Genomic DNA, 23,826 nt, shown 5'->3' with positions numbered 1-23,826 from the left:
AGCGGTGCCCCCGCCCAGACTGTGGCGCGTTCCCCCGCTACCGGCCAATGAACAGGGCGGCCCATGTCCCGGACCACCGCGCCCGCGCCCGTCGACCGCAAGGACGACGGCGCGACCCCCTCCTCCGGCCTCACCCACGGCCTCAAGCAGCGCCATCTCTCCATGATCGCCCTCGGGGGCGTCATCGGGGCGGGCCTCTTCGTCGGCTCGGGGGCGGGCATCGCCGCCGCCGGCCCCTCGATCGTCGTCGCGTACGCGATCTCCGGGCTGCTCGTCATGCTCGTGATGCGGATGCTCGGGGAGATGTCTGCGGCCAACCCGGCCTCCGGCTCCTTCTCCGTCCACGCGGAACGGGCCATCGGCCCGTGGGCCGGATTCACCGCGGGCTGGGCCTTCTGGTTCCTGCTCTGCGTGGCCGTCGGCCTGGAGGGCATCGGCGCCGCGAAGATCATGACCGGCTGGTTCCCCGGCACCCCGGAGTGGGCGTGGGTGGCCCTCTTCATGCTGGTGTTCTGCGGCACCAACCTGGCGGCCGTGAAGAACTTCGGCGAGTTCGAGTTCTGGTTCGCCGCGCTCAAGGTCGGCGCGATCGTCCTCTTCCTCGGTATCGGCGTGCTCGCCATCGTCGGCGCCCTGCCCGGCTCGGAGGCCCCCGGCGCGACGAACCTCACCGGCGAGGGCGGGTTCTTCCCGAACGGCTCCGAGGGCCTGATCGTCGGACTGCTCGCCTCCGTCTTCGCCTACGGCGGTCTGGAGACCGTCACCATCGCGGCGGCCGAGTCCGAACACCCCGTCCAGGGCGTCGCCAAGGCGGTCCGTACGGCGATGTGGCGCATCGCGCTCTTCTACATCGGCTCGATGGCGGTCATCGTCACCCTCGTCCCGTGGGGCGACAAGGCGGTCGTCGAGAAGGGTCCGTACGTCGCGACCCTCGACCACCTGGGCATCCCCGCCGCCGGCCAGATCATGAACGTGGTCGTCCTGATCGCGCTGCTGTCGGCGATGAACGCCAACATCTACGGCGCGTCCCGGATGGCCACCTCGCTGGTCGCCCGCGGCCAGGGCCCGAAGGCGCTGGGCCGTACGTTCGGCGGCGTGCCGCGCCCGGCCGTGCTGGTCTCCTCGGTCTTCGGCTTCACGTGCGTGCTGCTCAGCTACTGGCGGCCGAACGACATCTTCGTCTGGCTGCTGAACACCATCGGCGCGATCATCCTCGTCGTCTGGTTCTTCATCGCCGTCTCGCAGCTGCTGCTGCGCCGCAGGACCGAGCGGGAGGCGCCGGAGAAGCTGGTCGTGAAGATGTGGGCGTACCCGGCACTGACCTGGGTGGCCCTGGTCGGCATGGCGGCGATCTTCTTCCTGATGGCCCGCGACGAGGGCACCCGCGTGCAGCTGTACTGGACGGGCGGTCTGACCCTGCTGCTCGCCGTCGGCGGATTCACCCTGCAGAAGGCGCGCGGGCGGGCACCGCGGGACGCCTGACCCGCGCCCCTCGTACGGCCAGGAGCCCCCGGACGCATCGTCCGGGGGCTCTTCGCGTGCGTCCGGCGCTCCCCCCGCGCCGCCCGCCGGGAGTGCGACGCGAGACCTAGGGCGAAGGGCTGATCACCACCGGGCACTGCTGCTGCTAGCCTGCACTTGCATAGAGGTTGCAATAAGAACCGGCGGCGAGAGGCTCGGCACATGGCGATCTACACCCTTCCTGAACTGCCGTACGACTACGCGGCGCTGGAGCCGGTGATCAACCCGCAGATCATCGAGCTGCACCACGACAAGCACCACGCCGCTTACGTCAAGGGAGCGAACGACACCCTGGAGCAGCTGGAAGAGGCGCGCGACAAGGAGCAGTGGGGCTCGATCAACGGCCTGGAGAAGAACCTCGCGTTCCACCTCTCCGGCCACATCCTGCACAGCATCTACTGGAACAACATGAACAGCCCGAAGGAGGGCGGCGGCGGGGAGCCGCTCGCCGCCGACGGCGTCGGTGAGCTCGCGGACGCGATCACCGAATCCTTCGGCTCCTTCGCCAAGTTCAAGGCGCAGCTGACCAAGGCCTCCGCGACCACCCAGGGCTCCGGCTGGGGTGTGCTCGCCTACGAGCCGATCAGCGGCCGCCTGATCGTCGAGCAGGTCTACGACCACCAGGGCAACGTCGGCCAGGGCTCGGTCCCCATCCTCGTGTTCGACGCCTGGGAGCACGCCTTCTACCTCCAGTACAAGAACCAGAAGGTGGACTTCATCGAGGCCATGTGGCAGGTCGTCAACTGGCAGGACGTGAACAGGCGCTACCAGGCGGCCCGGACCTCCGTGCCGCTGATCTCCTTCTGACCCTCCGGGATCGGAACCCCCGTCGTCCTGCTCGTGATCGTCTTCTCAGCCTTCGCGTGCGGACGGATCAAAGGAGAACCCCCGTGACGACGTGAGTCACGGGGGTTCTTCCATGGAGCGGGAGCGCCCGCCCGGGGGTGGCTACTCGAAGCTCGGCCCCGCCGTCCGCGTGCGCTTGATCTCGTAGAAGCCGGGCGTCGCGGCGACGAGCAGCGTGCCGTCCCACAGCCGGGCCGCCGCCTCGCCGCGCGGCGTGGGCGTGACCACGGGGCCGAAGAAGGCGACCTCGTCGCCGTCCGCGCCCGGGACGGAGATGACCGGCGTGCCGACGTCCTGGCCGACCTTCTCGATGCCCTCCTTGTGGGAGGCGCGCAGCTCGCTGTCGTACGTGTCCTTGTCGGCGTACTCGACCAGGTCGGCCGGCAGGCCCACGTCGGCGAGGGCGGCGGCGATGGCCTCGCGGGTGGGTCCCTCGCCGTTGTTGTGGAAGCGGGTGCCGAGCGCGGTGTAGAGCTTGCCGACGACCTCGTCGCCGTGCAGCTGCTGGGCCGCCGTCACCACGCGGACCGGACCCCAGGCCTTGGTCTCCAGCATGTCGCGGTACTCCGCCGGAAGCTCGTCGAGGCGGTTCTCGTTGAGGACGGCCAGGCTCATGACCTTCCAGCGGACGTCGACCGGGCGCACCTTCTCCACCTCCAGCATCCAACGGGAGGTCATCCAGGCCCACGGGCACAGCGGGTCGAACCAGAAGTCGGCGGTGGTCCTGCTCTCGGACATGTCACTCCTCGTGAATCGCTCGTGTGGCTGTCTGACGGATATCTGTGCGCCAGAGGGAGCAACGCCACCGTGCGGCGGACGCATTCCCCGCGTGCCGGGCGACAGTGGCACATGGGAGGATCGGTGCTGTTTCGAACGAGCCACGAAGGAGTGACCGTGCCCGGAGAGAATCTGTCCCGCGACGAGGCCCGCGAGCGGGCCGAGCTGCTGAGCGTCGACGGGTACCAGGTCGCCCTCGATCTGCGGTCGGCGGTCGGCGAGCCCGGGGACGGGGGGACCCCCGCCGAGGGCGGGGCGAGGGTGCGGACCTTCCGCTCGGTGACGACGATCCGCTTCCGCCGTACGGGCACGGGCTCGGCCACGTTCGTCGACCTGATCGCCCCCGCCGTGACGTCGGTGGAGCTGAACGGCCGGGCGCTCGACCCCGCCGTCGTGTTCGACGGCTCGCGGATCGCGCTGGACGGACTGGCCGACGAGAACGTCCTCGTCGTGGACGCCCAGTGTGCCTACAGCCGGACCGGCGAGGGCATGCACCGCTTCGTCGACCCCGAGGACGGCGAGGTCTACCTCTACACGCAGTACGAGCCGGCCGACTCCCGGCGGGTGTACGCGAACTTCGAGCAGCCCGATCTGAAGGCGCCGTACCGCTTCGAGGTGACCGCCCCCGACGACTGGACGGTCTGGTCGAACGGAGCGGGCGAGAAGGGCCCGGACGGCGTGTGGCGGTTCGCGGAGACCGCGCCGATCTCCACGTACATCACCTGCGTCGTCGCGGGGCCGTACCACTACGTGACCGACACCTACCGGCGCGGGGACGTCGAGATCCCGCTCGGCGCGATGTGCCGCAAGGGGCTCGCGAAGCACTTCGACGCGGACGACGTCTTCCTCGTCACCAAGCAGGGCTTCGACTTCTTCCACGACAACTTCGACTTCCCCTACCCCTTCGGGAAGTACGACCAGGCCTTCGTCCCCGAGTACAACCTCGGCGCGATGGAGAACCCCGGCATGGTGACCTTCCGCGAGGAGTACATCTACCGGGGCAAGGTGACGCAGGCGGCGTACGAGCGCCGGGCGAACGTCATCCTGCACGAGATGGCGCACATGTGGTTCGGCGACCTGGTCACCATGGTCTGGTGGGACGACCTGTGGCTGAAGGAGTCCTTCGCCGACTTCATGGGCTCGTTCTCGCTGGCGGAGGCGACCCGCTTCACCAACAGCTGGGTGACGTTCGCCAACAACCGCAAGGCGTGGGCCTACCGCGCCGACCAGCTGCCGTCCACCCATCCGATCACGGCCGACATCCGTGACCTGGAGGACGCCAAGCTGAACTTCGACGGGATCACCTACGCCAAGGGCGCCTCGGTCCTCAAGCAGCTGGTGGCCTACGCCGGACGGGACGCCTTCCTGGAGGGCGCGCGCCGCTACTTCAAGCGTCACGCGTACGGCAACACGCGCCTCACGGACCTCCTGTCCGTCCTGGAGGAGACCTCCGGCCGGGACATGAAGGCGTGGTCGCGCTCCTGGCTCCAGACCTCGGGGGTCAACACGCTGACGCCGGTGCTGACGTACGACGCCGAGGGCCGGATCACCGAGCTGGCCGTCGTCCAGGACGGCGAGGAGCTGCGCCCGCACCGGGTGCGGGTGGGCCTGTACGGGCTCTCGCCGGAGGGCGCGCTGGTGCGGTACGCCCAGACCGAGACGGACGTCACCGGCGTCCGGACGGTGGTGCCGGAGCTGGCGGGCGAGGCGCGGCCGGCGCTGGCCCTCGTCAACGACGACGACCTCACGTACTGCAAGATCCGCTTCGACGAGGGCTCGCTCGCCACCCTGCGGGCGCACCTGGGGGACATCACCGACCCGCTGGCGCGCGCGCTGTGCTGGTCGGCGCTGTGGAACCTGACACGGGACGGTCTGATGCCGGCCCGGGACTTCGTGGCGATCGTGCTGGAGTTCGCGGGCCGCGAGGCGGACATCGGGGTGCTGCAGATGGTGCACGCCTGGGCCCAGTCGGCGGTCACCCACTACGCGGCGCCGGCCTGGCGCGCGGCGGGCGGCCGTCTGCTCGCCGAGGGCGGGCTGCGCGAGCTGCGGCTGGCCGAGCCGGGCAGCGAGCACCAGCTGACCTGGGCGCGGTTCTTCGCGGCGGCCTCCTCGTCGGACGCGGACTTCCAGCTGCTGGAGGGGCTGCTCGACGGCACCGCGAAGATCGACGGTCTCGACGTCGACCAGGAGCTGCGCTGGTCGTTCCTCACGCCGCTCGCCACGCACGGCCGGGCCGACGAGGCGCGGATCGACGCGGAGCTGGCCCGGGACGACACGGCGACCGGCAAGCGGCACCAGGTGCGCTGTCTGGCCGCCCGGCCCTCGGCCGCGGTCAAGGCGCAGGCCTGGGCTCAGGTCGTCGAGTCGGACGCGCTGTCGAACGCGCTCGTCGAGGCGACGATCGCGGGGTTCGTCCAGCCCTCCCAGCGCGAGCTGATCGCGCCGTACGCGGACAAGTACTTCGCGGCGATCGAGCGGCTGTGGGCGGACCGGTCGATCCAGATCGGAATGGACGTGGTGCGGGGACTCTTCCCGGGCCTGCGGGACAGCGAGGAGACCCTGGCGGCGACGGACGCGTGGCTCGACGCGCACGCGACGGCCGCGCCCGCGCTGCGCCGGCTCGTCATCGAGTCCCGGGACGACCTGGCGAGGGCGCTGCGCGCCCAGGCCTGCGACGGTCTGGCCGGCTGAGGAACGGCGGGCCCGGCCCCGGCGGCGAGCGTGTGCTCGCGGCCGGGGCCGGGTGCTGTCCGGGCTCCCGCGAGGGCGGGCTCTGATCGGCACTCGAACGCGCGTACTTTAGGGCGAGCTTGTCCCTAAATGTCGACGGCCTTGTAACAGCGGTTAGCGGAGGGTCCGGCGGCGGAAGACCCCCGGCATGAACCACAACACCCCCATCACCCCCCGGCCCCTCCCCCTCACCGGCCACGACCGGCTCCAGGAGGCGCTGCGTTACGCCCGGCACCGCGGCTGCCTGCCGCCCCAGACGCCCGAGGCGATGATCACCGGTCTCGCCGCGCTCGCGCTGCACCGCTTCGACTCCGCTCCCCCGCTGCCCTCCGTCGACCGGATCGACGTGCTGGTGCCCCGCACCCGCCGGCTGCGCTCCACCGCCGCGGTCCGGGTCGTGCGCGCCCAGGAGCTGCCCGCTCCGCTGGAGATCGACGCGGTGCCCGTGGCGCCGGTCGCCCGGGCGCTCGCCGACGCGGTCGCCGCCATGAGCGACCCGGCGCGGGTGCGCCTGCTGCTCACCGAGGCGGTACGCGGCGGGCACTGCGAACCGGGGGCGGTGGTCAGGGAGTTGAACCGGGAGCGGCTGCTGACCCGGCCCCACGTGGTGGACGCGGTGGACGCGCTGCTCGCCGAGGGCCGGTCCCTCGCCGAGGAGCGGCTCTACGAGATGGTGCGGGAGTTCGCGCTGCCCGACCCGCTGTGGAACGTGGACCTGCGCCTGCCCGGCGGGCCGCACCTGGGCGGTCTCGACGCCTACTGGCCGGACCAGGCGGTGGCGGTGGAGCTGGACACCCGGGCGCCGCGGCAGGACGACGACGCGCTGTGGTCGGAGTACACCCGCAAGCGCGAGCACCTGGAGCGGCTCGGGATCACGGTGGTCCACATCACCCCCCGCAAGCTGCGGGAGGCGATGGACCAGCAGGCCACCGTCATCCGCACGGCCCTGATGGCCGCGTCGGACCGGCAGCCCGCCGCCTACGTCGTCGTCCTGCCTCGCTAGGCCGTCTCCGTACGGCCTCGCGGGGGCCGCGGCCTTCTCGCGGCTACTTCTTCGGCGGGGCGCCGCAGAACTCGGCCTCGACGACCGCCTGGCTGTCACCCGTCCAGTCGGCGTTCAGGTTCAGGGCGAGCGAGTGCGTGCCGTCCCGCGTGACGTGGGCCTCGGACACGGAGCCGTGGATGCCGCCGCCGTGCCCCCAGATCTCCTTGTCACAGCTGAGCTTCTGCCGCATCAGCCCGAGTCCGTACGCCATGCCCGGCGCCTCGGCGCCGACGGCCACGGCGTCCGTCATCTCGCGCAGTTCGGCCTTCGGCAGCAGCTTCCCCTTGAGCAGGGCCCGGTAGAAGGTCTGCAGGTCGTTGGAGTCGGAGATCATCTCTCCCGCCGCGTAGGCGAGGGACGGGTTCAGCTCGGTGACGTCGTGGACCGTCGTGGCGTCGGGGTCGATCGAGAGCGTCGAGTAGGCGCGTGAACTCGGCTGCGGCATCGCGGCCCTCGTGCCGGGGACGCTGGTGGCGCGCAGCTTCAGCGGCTTGATGATCCGCCGCTCGACCTCCTTTCCGTACGGACGGCCGGTCGCCTTCTCCACCACCATGCCGGCCAGGACGTAGTTGGTGTTGGAGTAGTTCCAGGCGGTGCCGGGGGCGAAGTCCGGCGCGTGGTTCATGGCGACGGCGACGAGCTGCCGGGGGGTCCAGGTGTCGTAGCGGTGCTCGAGGAAGGCCGGGCCGAAGACCTTCTCCTGGAAGCCGGGGTCGCTGGTGACGCTGTAGACGCCGCTGGTGTGGTTGAGGAGCTGACGGACGGTGATCTTCCGGCCGTCGTGGCCGTTGCCGCGGACGACGCCGGGCAGCCACTTCTCGACGGTGTCGTCGAGGTCGAGGCGGCCCTCCGCCTGGAGCTGGAGGAGGACCGTGGCGACGAACGTCTTGGTGATGGAGCCGACCCGGTAGCGGTCCTGGCCCCCGCGCTCCCCGGCCGTGCCCGTCCAGCCGGCCCGTCCGACACGGGCCTGGGCGACGACTCCGGGCACTCCCGCCTCGGCCGCCGCGTCCAGTGCCCGCTGCGTGGCGGCGTGCCGGTCCCGCTGCTGGGGGCTCGTGGCCGCGGCGGCGGGCGCCGCGAGCGCGGTGGCGGTGAGCGCGGCCACGGCGGTGGCCGCGAGGACGGTGCGGGTGGTGGTGCGTGCGACTGACATGTGCGGGGCTCCCCTGGTGTGTGTGCTGCGGTCGGGGGAGGGGACCGCGGGACGCACGGGAGGGTTGAGCGGGCCGGGACGGTTGAGCGGGTTTCAGCCGTTTCCGGGATCGGTGAGCCGGGAGCGTCCGACCGGGGGGCGTTCCCGCCACAAGTCCAGTCCGATGTCGACCAGTTCGACGCGAACCAGGCCCGGGACTGCGGCGAGCGGGTGCCAGGCGGCGAGGTCGGTGGAGCCGCCGGTCTCGTGGCGCAGGGACCCGCCGGTGACGCGGGCCTCGTAGAGGATCCGCAGCCCCTGGAAGTCGCCGGGCCCGGCGAGCCGGCGCGACCAGGACCGGCGGATCGAGTCGACGCCGAGGAGGGCCGTGGGTTCCGTGAGGTACCCGGTCTCCTCCTCGACCTCCCGGACGACGGTCCGGACCGGCTCCTCGCCGTGCTCCATGCCGCCGCCGGGCAGAGTCCACTTCCTGCTGCCGTCGCCGGCCACCCAGCGGGCGAGCAGGATCTCCTCGTCACGGACGCACACGGCGTAGGCCGCCACCCTCAACTCCGTCTTCATGAGCCGAGGTTAGAGGGGTCCGGGGCGGCGGAGGGGTCAGAACCAGTACGTCGGATAGGCGCGCCCGGAGGCGCGGGCGCCGACCACGCCGACGGCGACGAGGAGAAGGGCGGCGAGGGCGAGCAGGGCGAGGAAGGGGAGGAAGGGCGGCTCCTGGAGGGCGACGATCACGGCGGTCGCCGCGGCGGGCGAATGCGGTGTGCGGGCCAGCATCATCACGCCGAGCGCGAGGCCGCCGGCGACGGCGGCGCCCCAGATGCCGGGCCCGGCGACGGCGAGGACCGCGAAGCCGGTCAGCGCGGAGAAGAGCTGGCCGCCGACGACCGAGCGCGGCTGGGAGAGCGGCAGGTCGGGCGCGCCGGCCACGAGGGCCATGCTCGCGGCGAGCGGGGGGATGAGCAGGGGCTCGTGCAGGACGGCGCCGACGGCGACGAGGACGAGGAGCGCGGTGACGCTGACGGCGGTGGCCAGGGCGACCACCCGCAGCCGGGGCCGGGCGGGCGGCCGGGGGCGGGAGGGAGACGGGGCGGGATCGGGCGCCGGGACGGAGGCCGAGGCGGAGCCGGAGGGCGGGGCAGTCGTCATGAAGGGTCCTGGGTCAGGGGCGGATGGGCCGGGAAGTGGTCGGGGGCCGACCACCGCAGGGGGGGTGGCCGACGGGCTCCCGCAACGCCGGGGGTAACCCCTCATTGCGAGGTTAAGGGTTAGTCCCGTCGAGCGTCAACCGGTCACGTACCCTTGAGGGGTTAGCTCGACGAGGAAGGCGCCCGCCATGACCGCTTCGGATCCCCGGCCGCTCATCGGCGAGCCGGTCTCCCTCGACCTGCTCAACACCCGCTGGAACGAGGACGGGGTGCGCCGGGACCTGCTCACCGACACCGAGGGGCTCGCGATCTGGCTCGCGGCCAACGGGCTCGGCGACCGCTTCCGCGCCGACGCGGCCACCCTGCGGAACACGCTCGCCGCCCGCGACGCCCTCGCCGGGCTCGTGGACCGTCCCGGCGACCCGGCCGCGACCGCCCGCGTCGACGCCGTCCTCGACCACGGCCGGATCCGCGCCACCCTCACCCCGGAAGGGCCGGGCGAGGAGGCCGAATTCGAGGAGGCCGCCTGGGGGCCCGGCTGGACGGCCGCCCGCGACTACCTCGACCTGCTGCGCGCCGCTCCCGACCGCATCCGGGCCTGCGCCCACGAGGCCTGCATCCTGCACTTCTTCGACACCTCGCGGAACGGCACCCGGCGGTGGTGCTCCATGGCGATCTGCGGAAACCGGGCCAAGGCATCGCGGCACTATGCTCGTACAAAAGACAACTAGTCCCCCCACCGGGGTCGGCAACTCGCCCCGGTTCAGGGCGTTTCATCCCTCGTGGCGCATGTCCCGCAGTGGCGGATGTGCGCCACCAGCGCATCCCGCCACCGGTTAACTCTCCCCAAACCCCGGTGCGGTACGAAAGGCTGAGCGGTCATCCGGTACCGAAATCCGGACCCTCTTCTTTCACAACCAGGGATGTAAATGACCACCCCCGAAACTCAGAGCTCCATACCCGGGCGCTCGACCTCCGGGCACAGACGTGCGGCACGCATCGCCGCCGCCGCCGGACTGGTGACCGCGCTCATCGCGGCCGGTGCCGCTCCGGTCCTGGCCGCCGAGGACCCGGCGACCACTCCCCCGGTCAAGGCCTCCGACTCCGCGGACAAGCTCGGCGCGACCGACGCCCAGCGCCTGTCCGAGGCCGAGGCCACCGGCGAGAAGAACGTCACCCTCCTCGTCGCCACCGCCCCCGGCGCCACCGAGCAGGTCGCGGGCCAGCTCGACGCCGTCCCGGGCGCCTCGGTCGGACGGCAGGACGACAAGCTCGGCTACGTCCGCGCCACCCTGCCCACCGGCAAGGCGGACGCCGCCATCAAGGCGGCCACCAAGCTCTCCTCCGTCCAGTCGATCGACCTCCAGGCCGAGATCAAGCTGGACGACCCGACCCCCGACGCGGGCACCACGGGCGGCGTCGAGGGCACGACCGTCACCACGACGTACCCGGCCCCCGGCAAGAACACCCCGGCGAAGAACCCGTACAACCCGTCCCACGAGACGGGCGCGGTCGAGTTCGTCGAGGACAACCCCAAGGCCGACGGCCGCGGCGTGACCATCGGCATCCTCGACTCCGGTGTCGACCTCGGCCACCCGGCGCTGCAGAAGACCACCACCGGCGAGCGCAAGATCGTCGACTGGGTCACCGCCACCGACCCGCTGACCGAGGGCGACGCCACCTGGCGCGCCCAGAACGCCCCGGTCACCGGCCCCGTCTTCACCGCCTCGGCGCAGTCCTGGAAGGCGCCCGAGGGCTCCTACCAGTTCAGCCGCTTCACCGAGTCGATCACCGCGGGCGGCGACCCGGCCGGTGACATCAACCGCGACGGCGACACCACCGACGTCTTCGGCATGCTGTACGACCCGGCCGCCGGCACCGTCCGCGTGGACACCGACCAGAACAACGACTTCACGGACAACGCTCCGATGAAGCCGTACAAGGACGGGTACCAGGTCGGCTACTTCGGTACCGACAACCCGGCCACCGGCGTCGTCGAGAAGACCCCCTTCGTCGTGGAGATCCGCAAGGACGTCGCGATGGACCCGCTCGGCGGGACCTGGGTCGGCCAGAAGCGCGACTTCGTCAACATCGGCATCGTCGAGTCCTCGCACGGCACACACGTCGCCGGCATCACCGCCGCGCACAGCCTCTTCGGCGGCAGGATGAACGGCGCCGCCCCCGGCGCGAAGATCGTCTCCTCCCGGGCCTGCACCTGGACCGGCGGCTGCACCAACACCGCGCTGACCGAGGGCATGACCGACCTCGTCGTCAACCGCGGCGTCGACATCGTCAACATGTCGATCGGCGGCCTGCCCGCGCAGAACGACGGCGACAACGTCCGCTCCCGCCTCTACACCCGTCTGATCGACGAGTACGGCGTGCAGCTGGTCATCTCGGCCGGCAACTCCGGCCCGGGCATCAACACGATCGGCGACCCCGGCCTGGCCGACAAGGTCGTCTCGGTCGGCGCGGCCATCTCCAAGGAGACCTGGGCCGCCAACTACGGCTCGGCCGTCACCAAGTCGTACGCCATGTTCCCCTTCTCCTCGCGCGGCCCGCGTGAGGACGGCGGCTTCACCCCGACCATCACCGGTCCGGGCTCGGCCGTGAACACCATCCCGACCTGGCAGGACGGGGCGGGCGTCCCCGAGTCCGGCTACACGCTGCCCGCGGGCTACGGGATGCTCAACGGCACCTCGATGTCCTCCCCGCAGGTCGCCGGCGCGAGCGCGCTGCTGCTCTCCGCCGCGAAGCAGAAGGGCGTCGAGCTCGACCCGCTGACGCTGCGCACGGCGCTCACCTCGACCGCCGAGCGGATCCCCGGTGTCGCCGCGCACGAGCAGGGCTCGGGCCGCATCGACATCGAGGACGCCTGGGACTCCATCGAGGGCGGCGCCACGGCGCACGCCTACAAGGTCGAGGCCCCGGTCGACACCGCGATCTTCCCGGCCCCGCACACCGGCACCGGTGTGTACGACCGTGAGGGCGGCCTCAAGGCCGGCCAGAAGAAGACGTACAACGTCACCGTCACCCGTACCACGGGCCCGAAGTGGGGCGTGCGGCACGAGCTGAACTGGAAGTACAACGACGGCACCTTCCGGGCCGCCACCGCGTACGACCACATCACGCTGCCGCTGAACAAGCCGGTGACCGTGAAGGTCGAGGCGCTGCCGCGCACGGCCGGCGTCCACAGCGCCATCCTGGAGCTGGACGACGAGCGCACCGAGGGCGTGGACAAGCAGATCCTGTCCACCGTCGTCGTCGCGAGCGACCTGGCCGCGCCCGGCTACGGCTTCTCCGCCGCCGGCTCGGTCCAGCGCAACAGCCACAAGTCCTACTTCGTGAACGTGCCGGAGGGCGCCAAGACCCTGGAGGTCGCCATCGGCGGCCTCAAGGAGAAGAGCCAGACCCGGTTCATCGCGATCCACCCGTACGGCGTGGCCATCGAGTCGACCGCCTCCAACGTGTGCTACCCGCACTACAACCCGGGCAACGGCTGCCGTGCGGACCTCCGCTCGTACGCCGACCCGACGCCGGGCGTCTGGGAGATCGAGGTCGAGGCGCGCCGCACCTCGCCCGACCTGGACAACCCGTACAAGCTGGACGTCTCGGTGCTGGGCGCCGACTTCGACCCGGCCGTGCAGACCGTCGCCGAGGCGAAGGTCGGCACCCCGGCCGCCGTCGAGTGGAAGGTCACCAACAAGTTCGCCGCGATCGACGGCAGGCTGAAGGGCGGCTCGCTGGGTTCGGCCAAGGTCGAGACCCCGACCATCGGGCACCACGAGCAGCAGACCAGGACCGTCACCATCGGTGAGGGCGTGGAGCGGCTCGACGTGGCCATCGGCAACACCTCCGACAAGGCCGCCGACCTCGACCTGACCGTCCTCCTGAACGGCGTGCAGGTCGGCCAGGCGGCGGACGGCGACTCGGAGGAGGCCGTCTCGCTGGTCAAGCCGGCGCCGGGCACCTACACGATCGTGATCGACGGGTACTCGGTCCAGGCGGAGGGTGGCACGACCTTCGACTACAAGGACGTCTACTACTCCGCCTCGCTCGGCAGCGTCCAGGTCGACGCGGCCCAGCAGGTCAAGCTGGCGAACGGCGCGAGCGCCCAGGCCGGCGCCTCGGTGCTGGTCGCCGGTGCCGCGCCCGAGGGCCGGCAGTTCTTCGGCGAGGTCCAGCTGGTGAACGCCCGCGGCACGGTCGCGGGCTCCGGCAGCGTCGTCATCGGCAAGGTCACGCCGTAACAACCGGTGAAACCCCGCTGAGCGGGTAGGAGGGCGGGCGCCGGAACCGGCGTCCGCCCTTCGTATGTCCCGACCCTTGGACAATGGATTGGACAAGGCGCCCGGTGCCATACGCATCATGGACCGGCAGCACCCTGCACAAACGTACGGAGGAGTCCCCGTGAAGGTCGGAATCGTCGGAGCCACCGGTCAGGTCGGCACAGTCATGCGCAGGATCCTGGCCGAGCGGAACTTCCCGCTCGACGAGCTGCGGCTCTTCGCCTCCTCCCGCTCCGCCGGCACGGTCCTCGACGGGGTCACCGTCGAGGACGCGTCCACCGCCGACTACACCGGCCTGGACATCGTGCTCTTCTCCGCAGGTGGCGCGACCTCCAAGGCACTCGCCGAGAAGGTCGCCTCCCAGGGCGCGGTCGTGATCGACAACTCCTCCGCCTGGCGGCGCGACCCCGAGGTCCCGCTGGTCGTCTCCGAGGTCAACCCGCACGCGGTCAAGGACCGCCCCAAGGGGATCATCGCCAACCCGAACTGCACCACGATGGCCGCGATGCCGGTCCTCAAGCCGCTCCACCAGGAGGCCGGTCTGACCGCCCTCGTCGCCACCACCTACCAGGCCGTCTCCGGCTCGGGCGTGGCCGGTGTCGCCGAGCTGGACGGCCAGGTCAAGGCCGTCGTCGACCGCGCCACCGAGCTCACCCACGACGGCGGGGCCGTCTCGTACCCCGAGCCCGGCGTCTACAAGCGCCCCATCGCCTTCAACGTCCTGCCGCTCGCGGGCAACCTCGTCGACGACGGCTCGCACGAGACCGACGAGGAGCAGAAGCTCCGCAACGAGTCCCGCAAGATCCTGGAGATCCCGGAGCTCAAGGTCTCCGGCACGTGTGTCCGGGTCCCGGTCTTCTCCGGCCACTCCCTCCAGGTGAACGCCCGCTTCGACCGTCCGATCAGCGTCGAGCGCGCCTATGAGCTGCTGAAGGACGCCGAGGGCGTCGAGCTCTCGGAGATCCCGACCCCGCTGCAGGCGGCCGGCAAGGACGCGTCGTACGTCGGCCGTATCCGCGTGGACGAGACCGTCGAGAACGGCCTCGCGCTCTTCGTCTCCAACGACAACCTCCGCAAGGGTGCCGCGCTGAACGCGGTGCAGATCGCGGAGCTGGTGGCGGCCGAGCTGAAGGGCTGACCCCACCGCCGTACGCGAGGGGCGGCCGTCCGGGAGGACGGCCGCCCCTCCGGCGTTCCCCGGCCACCGCTCCCTGGCCACCGGGTCCCGGCCATCGTCCGGCGGCGACCGCTCCCTGGTCACCGTCCGGCGGGATTCGGACAACGCGTTCGAACCCGGGGCGTCCGGTGACAGGATCCGACCATGACCCACATACCGAAGGGTGCCGCCGTCCCGGTCCCCACCCGGGCCCTCCAGGTCGCCGTCGCCTGGCGGACCGGACACGGCGTGCCCGACGTGGACGTGTCGGCGCTGCTGTTGGACGCGGCCGGGCGGGTGCGGGGCGACGCCGATCTCGTCTTCTACAACCACGGCGAGCACCCTTCGGGCGCCGTGCGGCACCTGGGCCGGTCGGCGCCCGGCGAGCCCGGTTCCATGGCGGCGGACTGGCTGTGGCTGGACCTGGCACGGCTGGAGCCGTCCGTCGCCCGCGTGGTGATCGCCGCCTCGGCGGACGGGGGCGCCTTCGGCCGGGTCCCGTCCCCGGATCTCCGGATCACGGACACGACGGGCGCCCCGGCGGCGTACTTCGCCTTCGGGGAGGCGACGACGGAGACGGCGTTCGTCGTCGGCGAGTTCCGCCGGCGAGGCGGCGACTGGACGTTCCACGCCGTGGGCCGGGGCTACGGCTCGGGCCTGGCGGGTCTGGCGACGGAGTTCGGCATCGTGGTCGAGGCCCCGCCGGACCCCATCCCGGGCCCCGGGTACGTCCCCCCGGCCCGCTTCACGGCCCCGGGGCACCCCCCGGCCGGCACCGGCCCCGACCCGGGGTACGGCCGGCCGACGGCCACGCTCTTCGCGCCGGGCACCCCGCCCGCCCACGCCGTCCCCGCCCACGCCGTCCCCGCCACCGCCCTCCTCGATCCGTCCCCGGACGGCTTCCGGCCCTCCGTCCACCAGGGCCGGGGCAAGGAGACCGTGGTCTGCGACCCCGGCCTCCCGCCGGGGTGGGCGCTCCTGGAGATCGTTTCGTACCACTCCCTCTCGACCACCATCGAGTCCTGCGACGCGCACGGCCGGGCCGAGGGCTTCCTGCTCACGGCCTACGAGGACGACGTCCACGCCCGGACCGTGGCCGTCGTCCCCCGCGGCCGGCCGCTGACCCTGCGGGTCGAGGCCGACACGCCCTGGACCCTGCGGGTCCTGCCGCTGACCCGGGCCCGCCGTTTCGACAGCCACATCGAGGGCGTCGCCCACGATCTCGTCGTCTACGACGGGCCGGCCGCCGTCCTCGACTTCGTCCACCACGGCCAGTCACCCTTCACCGTCCACCGGCACACCCCGCCGCGCGAGCCCGCCTACGACGCGGAGGACCAGGAGCTCCTCGTCGACCGGACCGGCGAGGTGCGGGTGAGCGCGGCCGTGTCCGGCCCCGGGCTGCTGCGGATCGGCGGTGACGGACCGTGGAAATGCTCGGTGCGCCGCTGAGGTACGCCGTGGAAGGATGAGCCAAACGTCACGAAACCGAGGAGTTGACCGGGTGCCTGGCACAAACCTGACCCGTGAAGAGGCGCAGCAGCGGGCGAAGCTGCTGACCGTGGACGCGTACGAGGTCGAACTGGACCTCTCGGGTGCGCAGGAGGGCGGCACCTACCGGTCCGTCACCACCGTCCGCTTCGATTCCGCCGAGGCCGGCGCGGAGACCTTCATCGACCTCGTCGCCCCCGCCGTGCACGAGGTCGTGCTGAACGGCCACGCGCTCGACGTCGCCGCGGTCTTCCGGGACTCGCGCATCGCGCTGGCCCATCTCCACCAGGGTCCGAACGAGCTGAAGGTCGTCGCCGACTGCGCGTACACCAACACCGGTGAGGGCCTGCACCGGTTCGTCGACCCGGTCGACGACCAGGCCTATCTGTACACGCAGTTCGAGGTGCCGGACGCCCGCCGCGTCTTCGCCTCCTTCGAGCAGCCGGACCTCAAGGCGACCTTCCAGTTCACCGTGAAGGCGCCGAGCGGCTGGACGGTGATCTCGAACTCGCCGACGCCGGAGCCCAAGGACGACCTGTGGGTCTTCGAGCCGACGCCGCGGATCTCCACGTACATCACCGCGCTGATCGTCGGCCCGTACCACGCGGTGCACTCCTCCTACGAGAAGGACGGGCAGACGGTCCCGCTGGGCATCTACTGCCGTCCCTCGCTGGCCGAGTACCTCGACGCTGACCACATCTTCGACGTCACGCGCCAGGGCTTCGACTGGTTCCAGGAGAAGTTCGCGTACGACTACCCCTTCGCCAAGTACGACCAGCTCTTCGTGCCGGAGTTCAACGCCGGCGCGATGGAGAACGCGGGCGCGGTCACCATCCGCGACCAGTACGTCTTCCGCTCGAAGGTGACGGACGCGGCGTACGAGCGCCGGGCCGAGACGATCCTGCACGAGCTCGCGCACATGTGGTTCGGCGACCTGGTCACCATGGAGTGGTGGAACGACCTGTGGCTGAACGAGTCGTTCGCCACCTTCACGTCGGTCGCCTGCCAGGCCTCCGTGGAGGGCACCCGCTGGCCGCACGCCTGGACCACCTTCGCCAACGCGGAGAAGACCTGGGCGTACCGCCAGGACCAGCTGCCGTCCACGCACCCGATCATGGCCGAGATCAACGATCTCGAGGACGTGCTGGTCAACTTCGACGGCATCACGTACGCCAAGGGTGCGAGCGTGCTGAAGCAGCTGGTCGCGTACGTCGGCGAGGAGGAGTTCTTCAAGGGGGTCCAGGCGTACTTCAAGGCGCACGCCTTCGGCAACACGCGCCTGTCGGACCTGCTCGGCGCCCTGGAGGAGACCTCGGGGCGTGACCTCAAGGCCTGGTCGAAGGCGTGGCTGGAGACGGCCGGCATCAACATCCTCCGCCCGGTCGTCGAGACCGGCGAGGACGGGGTCATCACCTCGTTCGCCGTACGCCAGGAGGCTCCGGCGCTGCCCGCGGGTGCCAAGGGCGAGTCGATCCTGCGCCCGCACCGGATCGCGATCGGCTTCTACGACCTGGACGCGTCCGGCAAGCTCGTGCGGACCGAGCGGGTCGAGCTGGACGTGACCGCGACCGAGCTGACGCCCGTCCCGCAGCTGGAGGGCAAGGCCCGTCCGGCGGTCGTGCTGCTCAACGACGACGACCTGTCGTACGCCAAGATCCGGCTGGACGAGGTGTCGCTGCGGAACGTCACGGAGCACCTCGGGGACTTCACCGAGTCGCTCCCGCGCGCGCTGTGCTGGTCCTCTGCCTGGGACATGACCCGTGACGGCGAGCTGGCCACCCGGGACTACCTGGAGCTGGTGCTCTCCGGCATCGGCAAGGAGTCCGACATCGGCGTCGTCCAGTCGCTCCAGGGGCAGGCGAAGGCGGCCCTGGAGCTGTACGCGGCTCCGGAGTGGCGTGAGACGGGCCTGAACCGCTGGACCGAGGCGACGCTGGCGCACCTGCGGGCGGCCGAGCCGGGCAGCGACCACCAGCTGGCCTGGGCGCGGGCGTTCGCCGCGGCCGCCCGCACGCCGCAGCAGCTCGACCTGCTCGCCGCGCTCCTCGAGGGCAACGAGTCGATCGAGGGTCTGGCCGTCGACACCGAGCTGCGCTGGGCGTTCGTGCAGCGCCTCGCGGCGACCGGGGTCTACGACGAGCCGGAGATCGCCGGGGAGCTGGAGCGCGACCGGACGGCGGCGGGCGAGCGCCACGCGGCGACCGCGCGGGCGGCGCGTCCGTCGGAGACGGCGAAGGCCGAGGCGTGGGCGTCGGTCGTCGAGTCCGACAAGCTGGCGAACGCCGTGCAGGAGGCGGTGATCGGCGGCTTCGTCCAGACCGACCAGCGCGAGCTGCTCGCTCCGTACACGGAGAAGTACTTCGCCTCGATCAAGGGTGTGGCGGAGACGCGCAGCCACGAGATGATCCAGCAGATCGTGGTGGGGCTCTACCCGACGATCCAGGTCTCCCAGGAGACCCTGGACGCCACCGACGCGTGGATCGCCGAGAACGACCCGGCTCCGGCGCTGCGCCGCCTGGTGACCGAGTCCCGCGCGGGTGTGGAGCGGGCCCTGAAGGCCCAGGCGGCGGACGCGGCCGCCGCGCGCTGAAGCGGGTCGCGCAAGGAGCGCCGTCCGCCCGAAGGGCGGGAGCAGAGGAGCGGGTCCGGTCGGCTCAGTGATCAGCCGGCCGGGCTCGTGGAGTGATGGGGTCCGCCCGGTGGGCGGGCGGCGCGCGGCCGCCCGCCGGGGGGACGGGGAGGCCGGCCGGTGGCCGGGCCCCGGGTCAGCCGCTCAGCTCCTGGTGGCGGCGTCGCAGTGCGGCCGCGCCCTGTTCCGTGAACGTGCCGTGCAGGCGCATCCGGGCGACGCCGCCGTCCGGGAAGGCGTCGAGGCGGACGTGGGTGACGACGGCCTGGGCGGGGAGTGCGAAGCGGTGCGGGGTGTCGGGCTGCAGGCGGGTCCGGGGGATGATCTCGAACCACTCGCCGGTCTCGCCGTCGCGGCCCTGGAGGGCGATCCAGCCCGCCGAGTTGCCCTTGAGGTAGGCGGTGTCGATCTCCACGGCACGGATCGCGCCCTGGGCGGCGAGCCGGAAACGGACCCAGTCGTGGGTGCCGCGGACGCGGCGGCGCCGGTTCTCCCAGCCGTCGTCCATCTTGCGGGAGGTACCGGGCAGGATGATCTGCGTGGGCGAGGAGTAGAACCTGTCGGACGCGTCCTCGTACGTCCCTCCGTTGAGTACGGAGAGGAGGTCGAGGGTGCCGAGGAGTTCCAGCCACTCGGGGTCGGGGACGACCTCGCCGTGGACGCGGAGGCGGGCGATGCCGCCGTCGGGGTGCTGACAGAGGCGGACGTGCGTGAAGCGCCGTTCGGCGCTGATCTCGAAGCCGTTGGCGGCGTGGCCGCGGACGGGGGTGGGCGGGACGATCTCCTCCCACTTCACGTCGTCGGCGAGGAGCTGTTCGGGGCCGGGAGAGCCCTGGACGGCGGTGGCCTGGACGGAGACCCGCTGGGGGTAGTTGCCCCGGAAGTGGGCGGTGTCGACGACGATTCCGCGGATGACGCCGGGGGCGCCGAGGCGGACGATCGCCCAGTCGTGGTCGTCGGGGGCGGGGAAGACGTTCCCGGCGTCGGCGCCGCGGCGGCGGCGGGTCTCCCAGCCGTCCATGATCTTGCCCTTGTGGCCGAAGCGCTCCGGGTCGAAGACGGCGCGCTCGCGGACGAGGATGTTCTCGCGCTCGGCGAAGAACTCGTCGTTGGCGGCGACGACACCGGCGCCGAGGCGGCGGTCGGCCAGGTCGACCAGCTCGGCGAAGGGGAAGTCACCGGTGCGGTAGTCGGCGTACGGGTCGCCACCGCCGTAGGGGGCGGCGTCGTTGGCGTGCGGGTCCTGGGCCTGGTGCGTCTCGAAGGTCATGTCCCGACCCTCCCGCGCACAAAGCCCCGGGGTCCATCGAATGTTTTCGACGGTTCCGTTCAGTTTCGCTGAACGGTCTCGCGGGCGGCCGCCGCCTGCCGCAGGGCGGCGAGGACACGGGCGACCGCGGGCCCCTGCTCCGCGCCGCGCCGTACCGCGGCGACGACGTGGCGGCGCGGCTGGTCGGCGGAGAGGACCCGCATCACGACTCCGGAGCGGCGTTCGGCGGAGGCCATGCGGGGCACGAGGGCCACACCCATGCCGGCCTCCACCATGGCGAGGATCGCCGTCCATCCCGAGGCGCTGTGGGCCTGTTCGGGGACGAATCCGGCGGCCTCGCAGGCGGTGGTCGTGATCTCGGACCAGGGTCCGGAGCCGCCGAAGATCCAGGGTTCGGCGGACAGGTCGGCGAGGCGCAGCCCGGGGGCCCCGGCGAGCGGGTGCGCGCTGGGCAGGGCGACGTCGAGGGGGTCGGCGAGGAGGGTGACGCGGCTGAACTCGGGGTCGCGGGCGGAGGGCGCGTGGGCGGCGAGGGAGAGCGCCACGCCGACCTCGCCGGCGGTGAGCAGTTCGTACGCCTCTGCCGCCTCGGCCTCGCGGACGCGGATGCCGAGTCCGGGGTGGGCGGCCCGCAGCTGCCGCACGGCGGGGACGACGAGCGCGGGCACGGCCGTCGGGAAGGCCGCCACCCGCACCTCTCCGGCCTCGCCCCTCAGATAGCCGTCGAGTTCGGCGTCGGCGCGTTCCAGTTGGGCGAAGACGGCCTCGGCGTGGCGCAGGACGAGGTGCGCCGCGTCGGTGAGCCGGACCCGGCGGCCGTGCGCCTCGAGGAGCGTGACGCCGAGTTGCCGGGCGAGGTTGGTGAGCTGCTGGGAGACGGCCGAGGGGGTCATGAGCAGCGCCTCCGCGGTGGCGGTGACGGTGCCGCGGTCGCGGAGGGTGCGGAGGATACGGAGCTTCTTGATGTCCCACTCGGTCATGGGGCGCAACCTATCGGGCGGTTCGCTTCCCCCGGGCCGAGGCCAGGGCCACTCCGCCCAGGATGAGGGCCATGCAGGCGGCGCCGAGGACGCCGAGATCCTCGCCGAGCAGGACGGCGGAGAGCAGGGCCACGCAGACCGGCTGGAGGTAGTAGACGGCTCCGGCGCGGGCGGCGCCGATCAGGGCGATGGCCTTGTTCCAGGCGAAGAAGGCGACGGCGGAGGAGAGCACCCCGACGTAGACCAGGGGTCCGACGGTGGCGACGGCGGGGTCGAAGCCGCCCTGGACGGCGAGGCTGATCCCGTGGGCGGGGAGCAGCATCAGGGCGCCGAGCGCGAAGGTGGTGAAGAGGAAGGCGAGTCCGCCGAGTTCGGCGGGGCGTCGCTTCAGCAGGGCGCTGTACGAGGCGAAGCTGACGGCGGCGGCGAGCATCCACAGGTCGCCCGCCGCGAGGGTGGTGGGGAGCGCGCCCTCGCCGACGAGGAGCAGTACGCCGGCGCACGCGATCAGCGTGCCGGTGACGCGCCGGGCGCCGAGGCGGGCGCCGCCGATCCGTTCGTACAGCGCCATCAGGACCGGCGAGGCGGCCATGATCATGCCCATGTTGCCGGCGGAGGTGGTCAGTCCGGCCTGGTTGACCAGGGTGTTGTAGACGCTCACGCCCAGCAGGGCGGCGAGGGTGACGAAGCCGAGGTGGCGGCGGAGCACTCGGCGCTGCCGCCAGGTCTCGCGGGCCGCGAGGGGGGCGACGGCGAGGAGGGCGACGATCCAGCGCCAGAACGCGGCCTGGACCGGCGGGACGGAGTCGTGCAGGGCGCGGGAGGCGACGAAGCTGCCGGACCAGACGACCGTGGCGACGAGCGCCAGGAGAACGCCGAGGCCGGCTCCCCGCGTGAGGTTCCTCGCGGTGGCCGGCTCGTCGGCCGTCGTTCTCGGGGCGGTGCGGACGCGGTCCAGGAGTGCCACGGGCGGCCTTTCTGTCGGGGACGGCCCTACCGTCGCACTCCCGGACCATCCACGTCCATCGAAAGTTCTTGAGCATTCCTTTCAGCTGAAGCGAACGGTCCGGCGCCTCCTCGGGCGGGGGTCCGGAGGGTGAGCTGGCCGGCCAGGGTGGCTCCGAAGGCGATCACCATGCCGAGGAGCTGCACCGGCCCGAGCGCCTGGCCGAGCGCCGCCCAGCCGATGACGGCGGCGGTGATCGGCGAGAGCACGCCGAGGAGGGTCACCGAGGAGGCGGCCAGCCGCTCGACACCGCGGAACCAGAGGAAGTAGGACACCGCGGTGTTGCCGAACGCGAGGTAGGCGTAGCCGAGCAGGTTCGTGGAGTCGAGGGCGGGCGGCGCACCCTCGGCCAGGAACGCGAGAGGCAGGATGACCAGACCGCCCGCCGTGAGCTGCCAGCCGGTCAGAGCGAGTGCGCCCACCCCTGGAGGCCGGCCCCAGCGCTTGGTGAGGACCGTCCCCGCGGACATCGACAGGGCGGAGAGGAGCCCGGCCAGCACGCCGACCAGGTCGAGGGCGGCCCCGGCGCGGAGGACGACGAGGCTGACCCCGAAGGCCGCCGCGACCGCGGTCAGCAGGGATCGGGCGGTGGGCCGGTCCCCGAGGAGGACGGCGGCCAGGCCGACGACGAAGAGCGGCCCGACCGAGGCGACGACGGCGGCGACGCCGCCGGGCAGCCGGTACGCGGCGAGGAAGAGCAGCGGGAAGAAGGCGCCGATGTTGAGGCCGCCGAGGACCGCGGACTTCCACCACCAGGCCCCTTGGGGCAGCTTGCGGGTCAGCGCGAGGAGAAGCAGCCCCGCCGGCAGGGCCCGCATGAGGCCCGTGAAGAGCGGCCGGTCGGCCGGCAGGAACTCGGTGGTGACCACGTAGGTGGAGCCCCAGGAGATCGGGGCGAGGGCGGTCAGGGCGATGACGGCGGCCTTGCGGGACATGACGGGGTCCCCCCCCAGTTCGGATGAGCGTGGTCCGGAGTGGCTTGGCGATAAGTAGCTTACAGCTAAGCTACTTATCGGCAAGTGACCTCGTGAGGAGCCCATCGCCTTGCGGGTAGCTTTCTTGTCGGTCACTTGCTCGCGAGTGACTCGCCCGAGCTCGGACAGCCGTCGAGCCGTCACGGAAGGACACTGCGGACATGGAGACACCCGCCCCCGGCACCCCCGACGCCGTCGACGCCATCGCCGACCAGTGGGCCGCCGTCCGCCCCGACCTCGACACCCTGCCGATGGCCGTCTTCGGGCGGATCTACCGCCTCGCCCACGCCATGCGGGGCCGCGTCGACAAGGCGTACGCGCCCTACGGAATGGCGCTGGGCGAGTTCGACGTCCTGGCGACGCTCCGCCGTTCGGGAGCGCCGTACACGCTCTCGCCGCGGGAGCTCACGGCGACGCTGATGATCACCACAGGAGGGATGACGGGGCGCCTGGACAGGCTGGAGAAGGCCGGGCTGCTCAGCCGCAGCCCCGACCCGAACGACCGGCGCGGCCTGCGGGTGACCCTCAGCGACCGCGGGCGCGAGCTGGTGGACCAGGCGGTGGGCGCCGGCCTCGACCAGCAGCGGAAGGCTCTGGAGGGCGCGCTCACGCCCGAGGAGGCGGAGCAACTGGCGGGCCTGCTGCGCAGGCTGCTGGCGACGACGGCCGTGTGAGGCCGCCCGGCGCGCGCCCGACCGGGGAGAACGCACACGAGGGCGCCGCGGCGGTACGTCGGCGGTCGCCTACGCGGCCGCGGAGACCAGTGACAGGAGCACGGACAGCAGGAGGGGGTTCATACCTTCAACGATCG

Annotated in this window: 18 protein-coding genes; 10 read left to right on the top strand and 8 right to left on the bottom strand. The window is 72.0% G+C overall.

Annotated elements, in window-relative coordinates:
• The first annotated feature begins 63 nt into the window (after positions 1–63).
• Positions 64–1,482 (top strand): amino acid permease, encoded by a 1,419-nt coding sequence (locus tag AB0K65_RS26800; protein ID WP_365720826.1) that lies wholly within the window; start codon positions 64–66, stop codon positions 1,480–1,482.
• A gap of 201 nt (positions 1,483–1,683) precedes the next feature.
• Positions 1,684–2,328 carry a superoxide dismutase gene (locus AB0K65_RS26795; RefSeq protein WP_365720824.1) on the top strand — a complete coding sequence of 215 codons (645 nt, stop codon included), beginning with the start codon at positions 1,684–1,686 and terminating at the stop codon, positions 2,326–2,328.
• Positions 2,329–2,469: 141 nt separating this feature from the next.
• Here AB0K65_RS26795 and AB0K65_RS26790 read toward each other — a convergent pair whose 3' ends face one another.
• Positions 2,470–3,105: a DsbA family protein gene (locus tag AB0K65_RS26790; protein WP_365720822.1), complete on the bottom strand. Its 636-nt coding sequence runs from the start codon at positions 3,103–3,105 to the stop codon at positions 2,470–2,472.
• 156 nt (positions 3,106–3,261) lie between these two features.
• Between AB0K65_RS26790 and pepN (AB0K65_RS26785) the strand changes: the two genes are divergently transcribed.
• Positions 3,262–5,838: an aminopeptidase N gene (pepN, locus tag AB0K65_RS26785; RefSeq protein ID WP_365720820.1), complete on the top strand. Its 2,577-nt coding sequence runs from the start codon at positions 3,262–3,264 to the stop codon at positions 5,836–5,838.
• A 187-nt stretch (positions 5,839–6,025) separates the two neighbouring features.
• Positions 6,026–6,880: a hypothetical protein gene (locus tag AB0K65_RS26780; RefSeq protein WP_365720818.1), complete on the top strand. Its 855-nt coding sequence runs from the start codon at positions 6,026–6,028 to the stop codon at positions 6,878–6,880.
• A gap of 43 nt (positions 6,881–6,923) precedes the next feature.
• On the opposite strand, the gene AB0K65_RS26775 is transcribed toward AB0K65_RS26780, so the two are convergent.
• The 3 genes from AB0K65_RS26775 to AB0K65_RS26765 all read right to left on the bottom strand — a co-directional run bounded on the left by AB0K65_RS26775 (position 6,924) and on the right by AB0K65_RS26765 (position 9,224).
• Complete coding sequence (locus tag AB0K65_RS26775) at positions 6,924–8,078, bottom strand: serine hydrolase domain-containing protein (RefSeq protein WP_365720816.1); 1,155 nt, start codon at positions 8,076–8,078, stop codon at positions 6,924–6,926.
• Between the two features lie 93 nt (positions 8,079–8,171).
• Positions 8,172–8,639: an NUDIX hydrolase gene (locus tag AB0K65_RS26770; RefSeq protein ID WP_365720814.1), complete on the bottom strand. Its 468-nt coding sequence runs from the start codon at positions 8,637–8,639 to the stop codon at positions 8,172–8,174.
• 36 nt (positions 8,640–8,675) lie between these two features.
• Positions 8,676–9,224, bottom strand: coding sequence for an HPP family protein (locus AB0K65_RS26765; RefSeq protein WP_365720812.1), 549 nt, complete (start codon positions 9,222–9,224; stop codon positions 8,676–8,678).
• A 187-nt stretch (positions 9,225–9,411) separates the two neighbouring features.
• Between AB0K65_RS26765 and AB0K65_RS26760 the strand changes: the two genes are divergently transcribed.
• From AB0K65_RS26760 to pepN (AB0K65_RS26740), 5 genes are all read left to right on the top strand, one after another.
• Positions 9,412–9,954, top strand: a complete 543-nt coding sequence (locus tag AB0K65_RS26760; protein ID WP_365720810.1) for a CGNR zinc finger domain-containing protein — start codon at positions 9,412–9,414, stop codon at positions 9,952–9,954.
• Between the two features lie 198 nt (positions 9,955–10,152).
• Positions 10,153–13,473, top strand: coding sequence for a S8 family serine peptidase (locus AB0K65_RS26755; protein WP_365720808.1), 3,321 nt, complete (start codon positions 10,153–10,155; stop codon positions 13,471–13,473).
• A 160-nt stretch (positions 13,474–13,633) separates the two neighbouring features.
• Positions 13,634–14,650 carry an aspartate-semialdehyde dehydrogenase gene (locus AB0K65_RS26750; protein WP_365720806.1) on the top strand — a complete coding sequence of 339 codons (1,017 nt, stop codon included), beginning with the start codon at positions 13,634–13,636 and terminating at the stop codon, positions 14,648–14,650.
• A 183-nt stretch (positions 14,651–14,833) separates the two neighbouring features.
• The gene (locus AB0K65_RS26745) at positions 14,834–16,117 is read left to right on the top strand and encodes a TerD family protein (RefSeq protein ID WP_365720804.1); all 1,284 of its coding nucleotides are present in this window, start codon (positions 14,834–14,836) and stop codon (positions 16,115–16,117) included.
• Positions 16,118–16,169: 52 nt separating this feature from the next.
• Positions 16,170–18,746: an aminopeptidase N gene (gene pepN / locus AB0K65_RS26740; protein WP_365720802.1), complete on the top strand. Its 2,577-nt coding sequence runs from the start codon at positions 16,170–16,172 to the stop codon at positions 18,744–18,746.
• A 175-nt stretch (positions 18,747–18,921) separates the two neighbouring features.
• Here the strand turns inward: pepN (AB0K65_RS26740) and alc are convergent, their stop codons facing one another.
• From alc to AB0K65_RS26720, 4 genes are all read right to left on the bottom strand, one after another.
• Positions 18,922–20,055, bottom strand: a complete 1,134-nt coding sequence (gene alc / locus AB0K65_RS26735; protein WP_365720800.1) for an allantoicase — start codon at positions 20,053–20,055, stop codon at positions 18,922–18,924.
• A gap of 59 nt (positions 20,056–20,114) precedes the next feature.
• Positions 20,115–21,035 (bottom strand): LysR substrate-binding domain-containing protein, encoded by a 921-nt coding sequence (locus AB0K65_RS26730; RefSeq protein ID WP_365720798.1) that lies wholly within the window; start codon positions 21,033–21,035, stop codon positions 20,115–20,117.
• 10 nt (positions 21,036–21,045) lie between these two features.
• Complete coding sequence (locus tag AB0K65_RS26725) at positions 21,046–21,903, bottom strand: DMT family transporter (RefSeq protein WP_365720888.1); 858 nt, start codon at positions 21,901–21,903, stop codon at positions 21,046–21,048.
• Between the two features lie 125 nt (positions 21,904–22,028).
• The gene (locus AB0K65_RS26720; RefSeq protein ID WP_365720796.1) at positions 22,029–22,976 is read right to left on the bottom strand and encodes an EamA family transporter; all 948 of its coding nucleotides are present in this window, start codon (positions 22,974–22,976) and stop codon (positions 22,029–22,031) included.
• Between the two features lie 200 nt (positions 22,977–23,176).
• Here AB0K65_RS26720 and AB0K65_RS26715 point away from each other — a divergent pair, with 200 nt between their 5' ends.
• On the top strand, positions 23,177–23,689 hold the full coding sequence (locus AB0K65_RS26715; RefSeq protein ID WP_365720794.1) for a MarR family transcriptional regulator: 513 nt from the start codon (positions 23,177–23,179) through the stop codon (positions 23,687–23,689).
• The last annotated feature ends 137 nt before the right edge of the window (positions 23,690–23,826 follow it).

This window comes from Streptomyces sp. NPDC053755, assembly GCF_040677675.1.
Taxonomy (GTDB): domain Bacteria; phylum Actinomycetota; class Actinomycetes; order Streptomycetales; family Streptomycetaceae; genus Streptomyces.
Note: the sequence above shows the minus strand (reverse complement) of the source record. Positions and strands in the feature narration are given on the sequence as shown.

Coding starts and splice junctions, on each gene's coding strand:
- AB0K65_RS26730 (WP_365720798.1), bottom strand. CDS start 21,035: ATGACCGAGTGGGACATCAAGAAGCTCCGTATCCTCCGCACCCTCCGC.
- AB0K65_RS26770 (WP_365720814.1), bottom strand. CDS start 8,639: ATGAAGACGGAGTTGAGGGTGGCGGCCTACGCCGTGTGCGTCCGTGAC.
- AB0K65_RS26755 (WP_365720808.1), top strand. CDS start 10,153: ATGACCACCCCCGAAACTCAGAGCTCCATACCCGGGCGCTCGACCTCC.
- AB0K65_RS26790 (WP_365720822.1), bottom strand. CDS start 3,105: ATGTCCGAGAGCAGGACCACCGCCGACTTCTGGTTCGACCCGCTGTGC.
- AB0K65_RS26780 (WP_365720818.1), top strand. CDS start 6,026: ATGAACCACAACACCCCCATCACCCCCCGGCCCCTCCCCCTCACCGGC.
- AB0K65_RS26765 (WP_365720812.1), bottom strand. CDS start 9,224: ATGACGACTGCCCCGCCCTCCGGCTCCGCCTCGGCCTCCGTCCCGGCG.
- AB0K65_RS26720 (WP_365720796.1), bottom strand. CDS start 22,976: ATGTCCCGCAAGGCCGCCGTCATCGCCCTGACCGCCCTCGCCCCGATC.
- AB0K65_RS26800 (WP_365720826.1), top strand. CDS start 64: ATGTCCCGGACCACCGCGCCCGCGCCCGTCGACCGCAAGGACGACGGC.
- AB0K65_RS26760 (WP_365720810.1), top strand. CDS start 9,412: ATGACCGCTTCGGATCCCCGGCCGCTCATCGGCGAGCCGGTCTCCCTC.
- AB0K65_RS26775 (WP_365720816.1), bottom strand. CDS start 8,078: ATGTCAGTCGCACGCACCACCACCCGCACCGTCCTCGCGGCCACCGCC.
- AB0K65_RS26715 (WP_365720794.1), top strand. CDS start 23,177: ATGGAGACACCCGCCCCCGGCACCCCCGACGCCGTCGACGCCATCGCC.
- AB0K65_RS26745 (WP_365720804.1), top strand. CDS start 14,834: ATGACCCACATACCGAAGGGTGCCGCCGTCCCGGTCCCCACCCGGGCC.
- AB0K65_RS26795 (WP_365720824.1), top strand. CDS start 1,684: ATGGCGATCTACACCCTTCCTGAACTGCCGTACGACTACGCGGCGCTG.
- alc (WP_365720800.1), bottom strand. CDS start 20,055: ATGACCTTCGAGACGCACCAGGCCCAGGACCCGCACGCCAACGACGCC.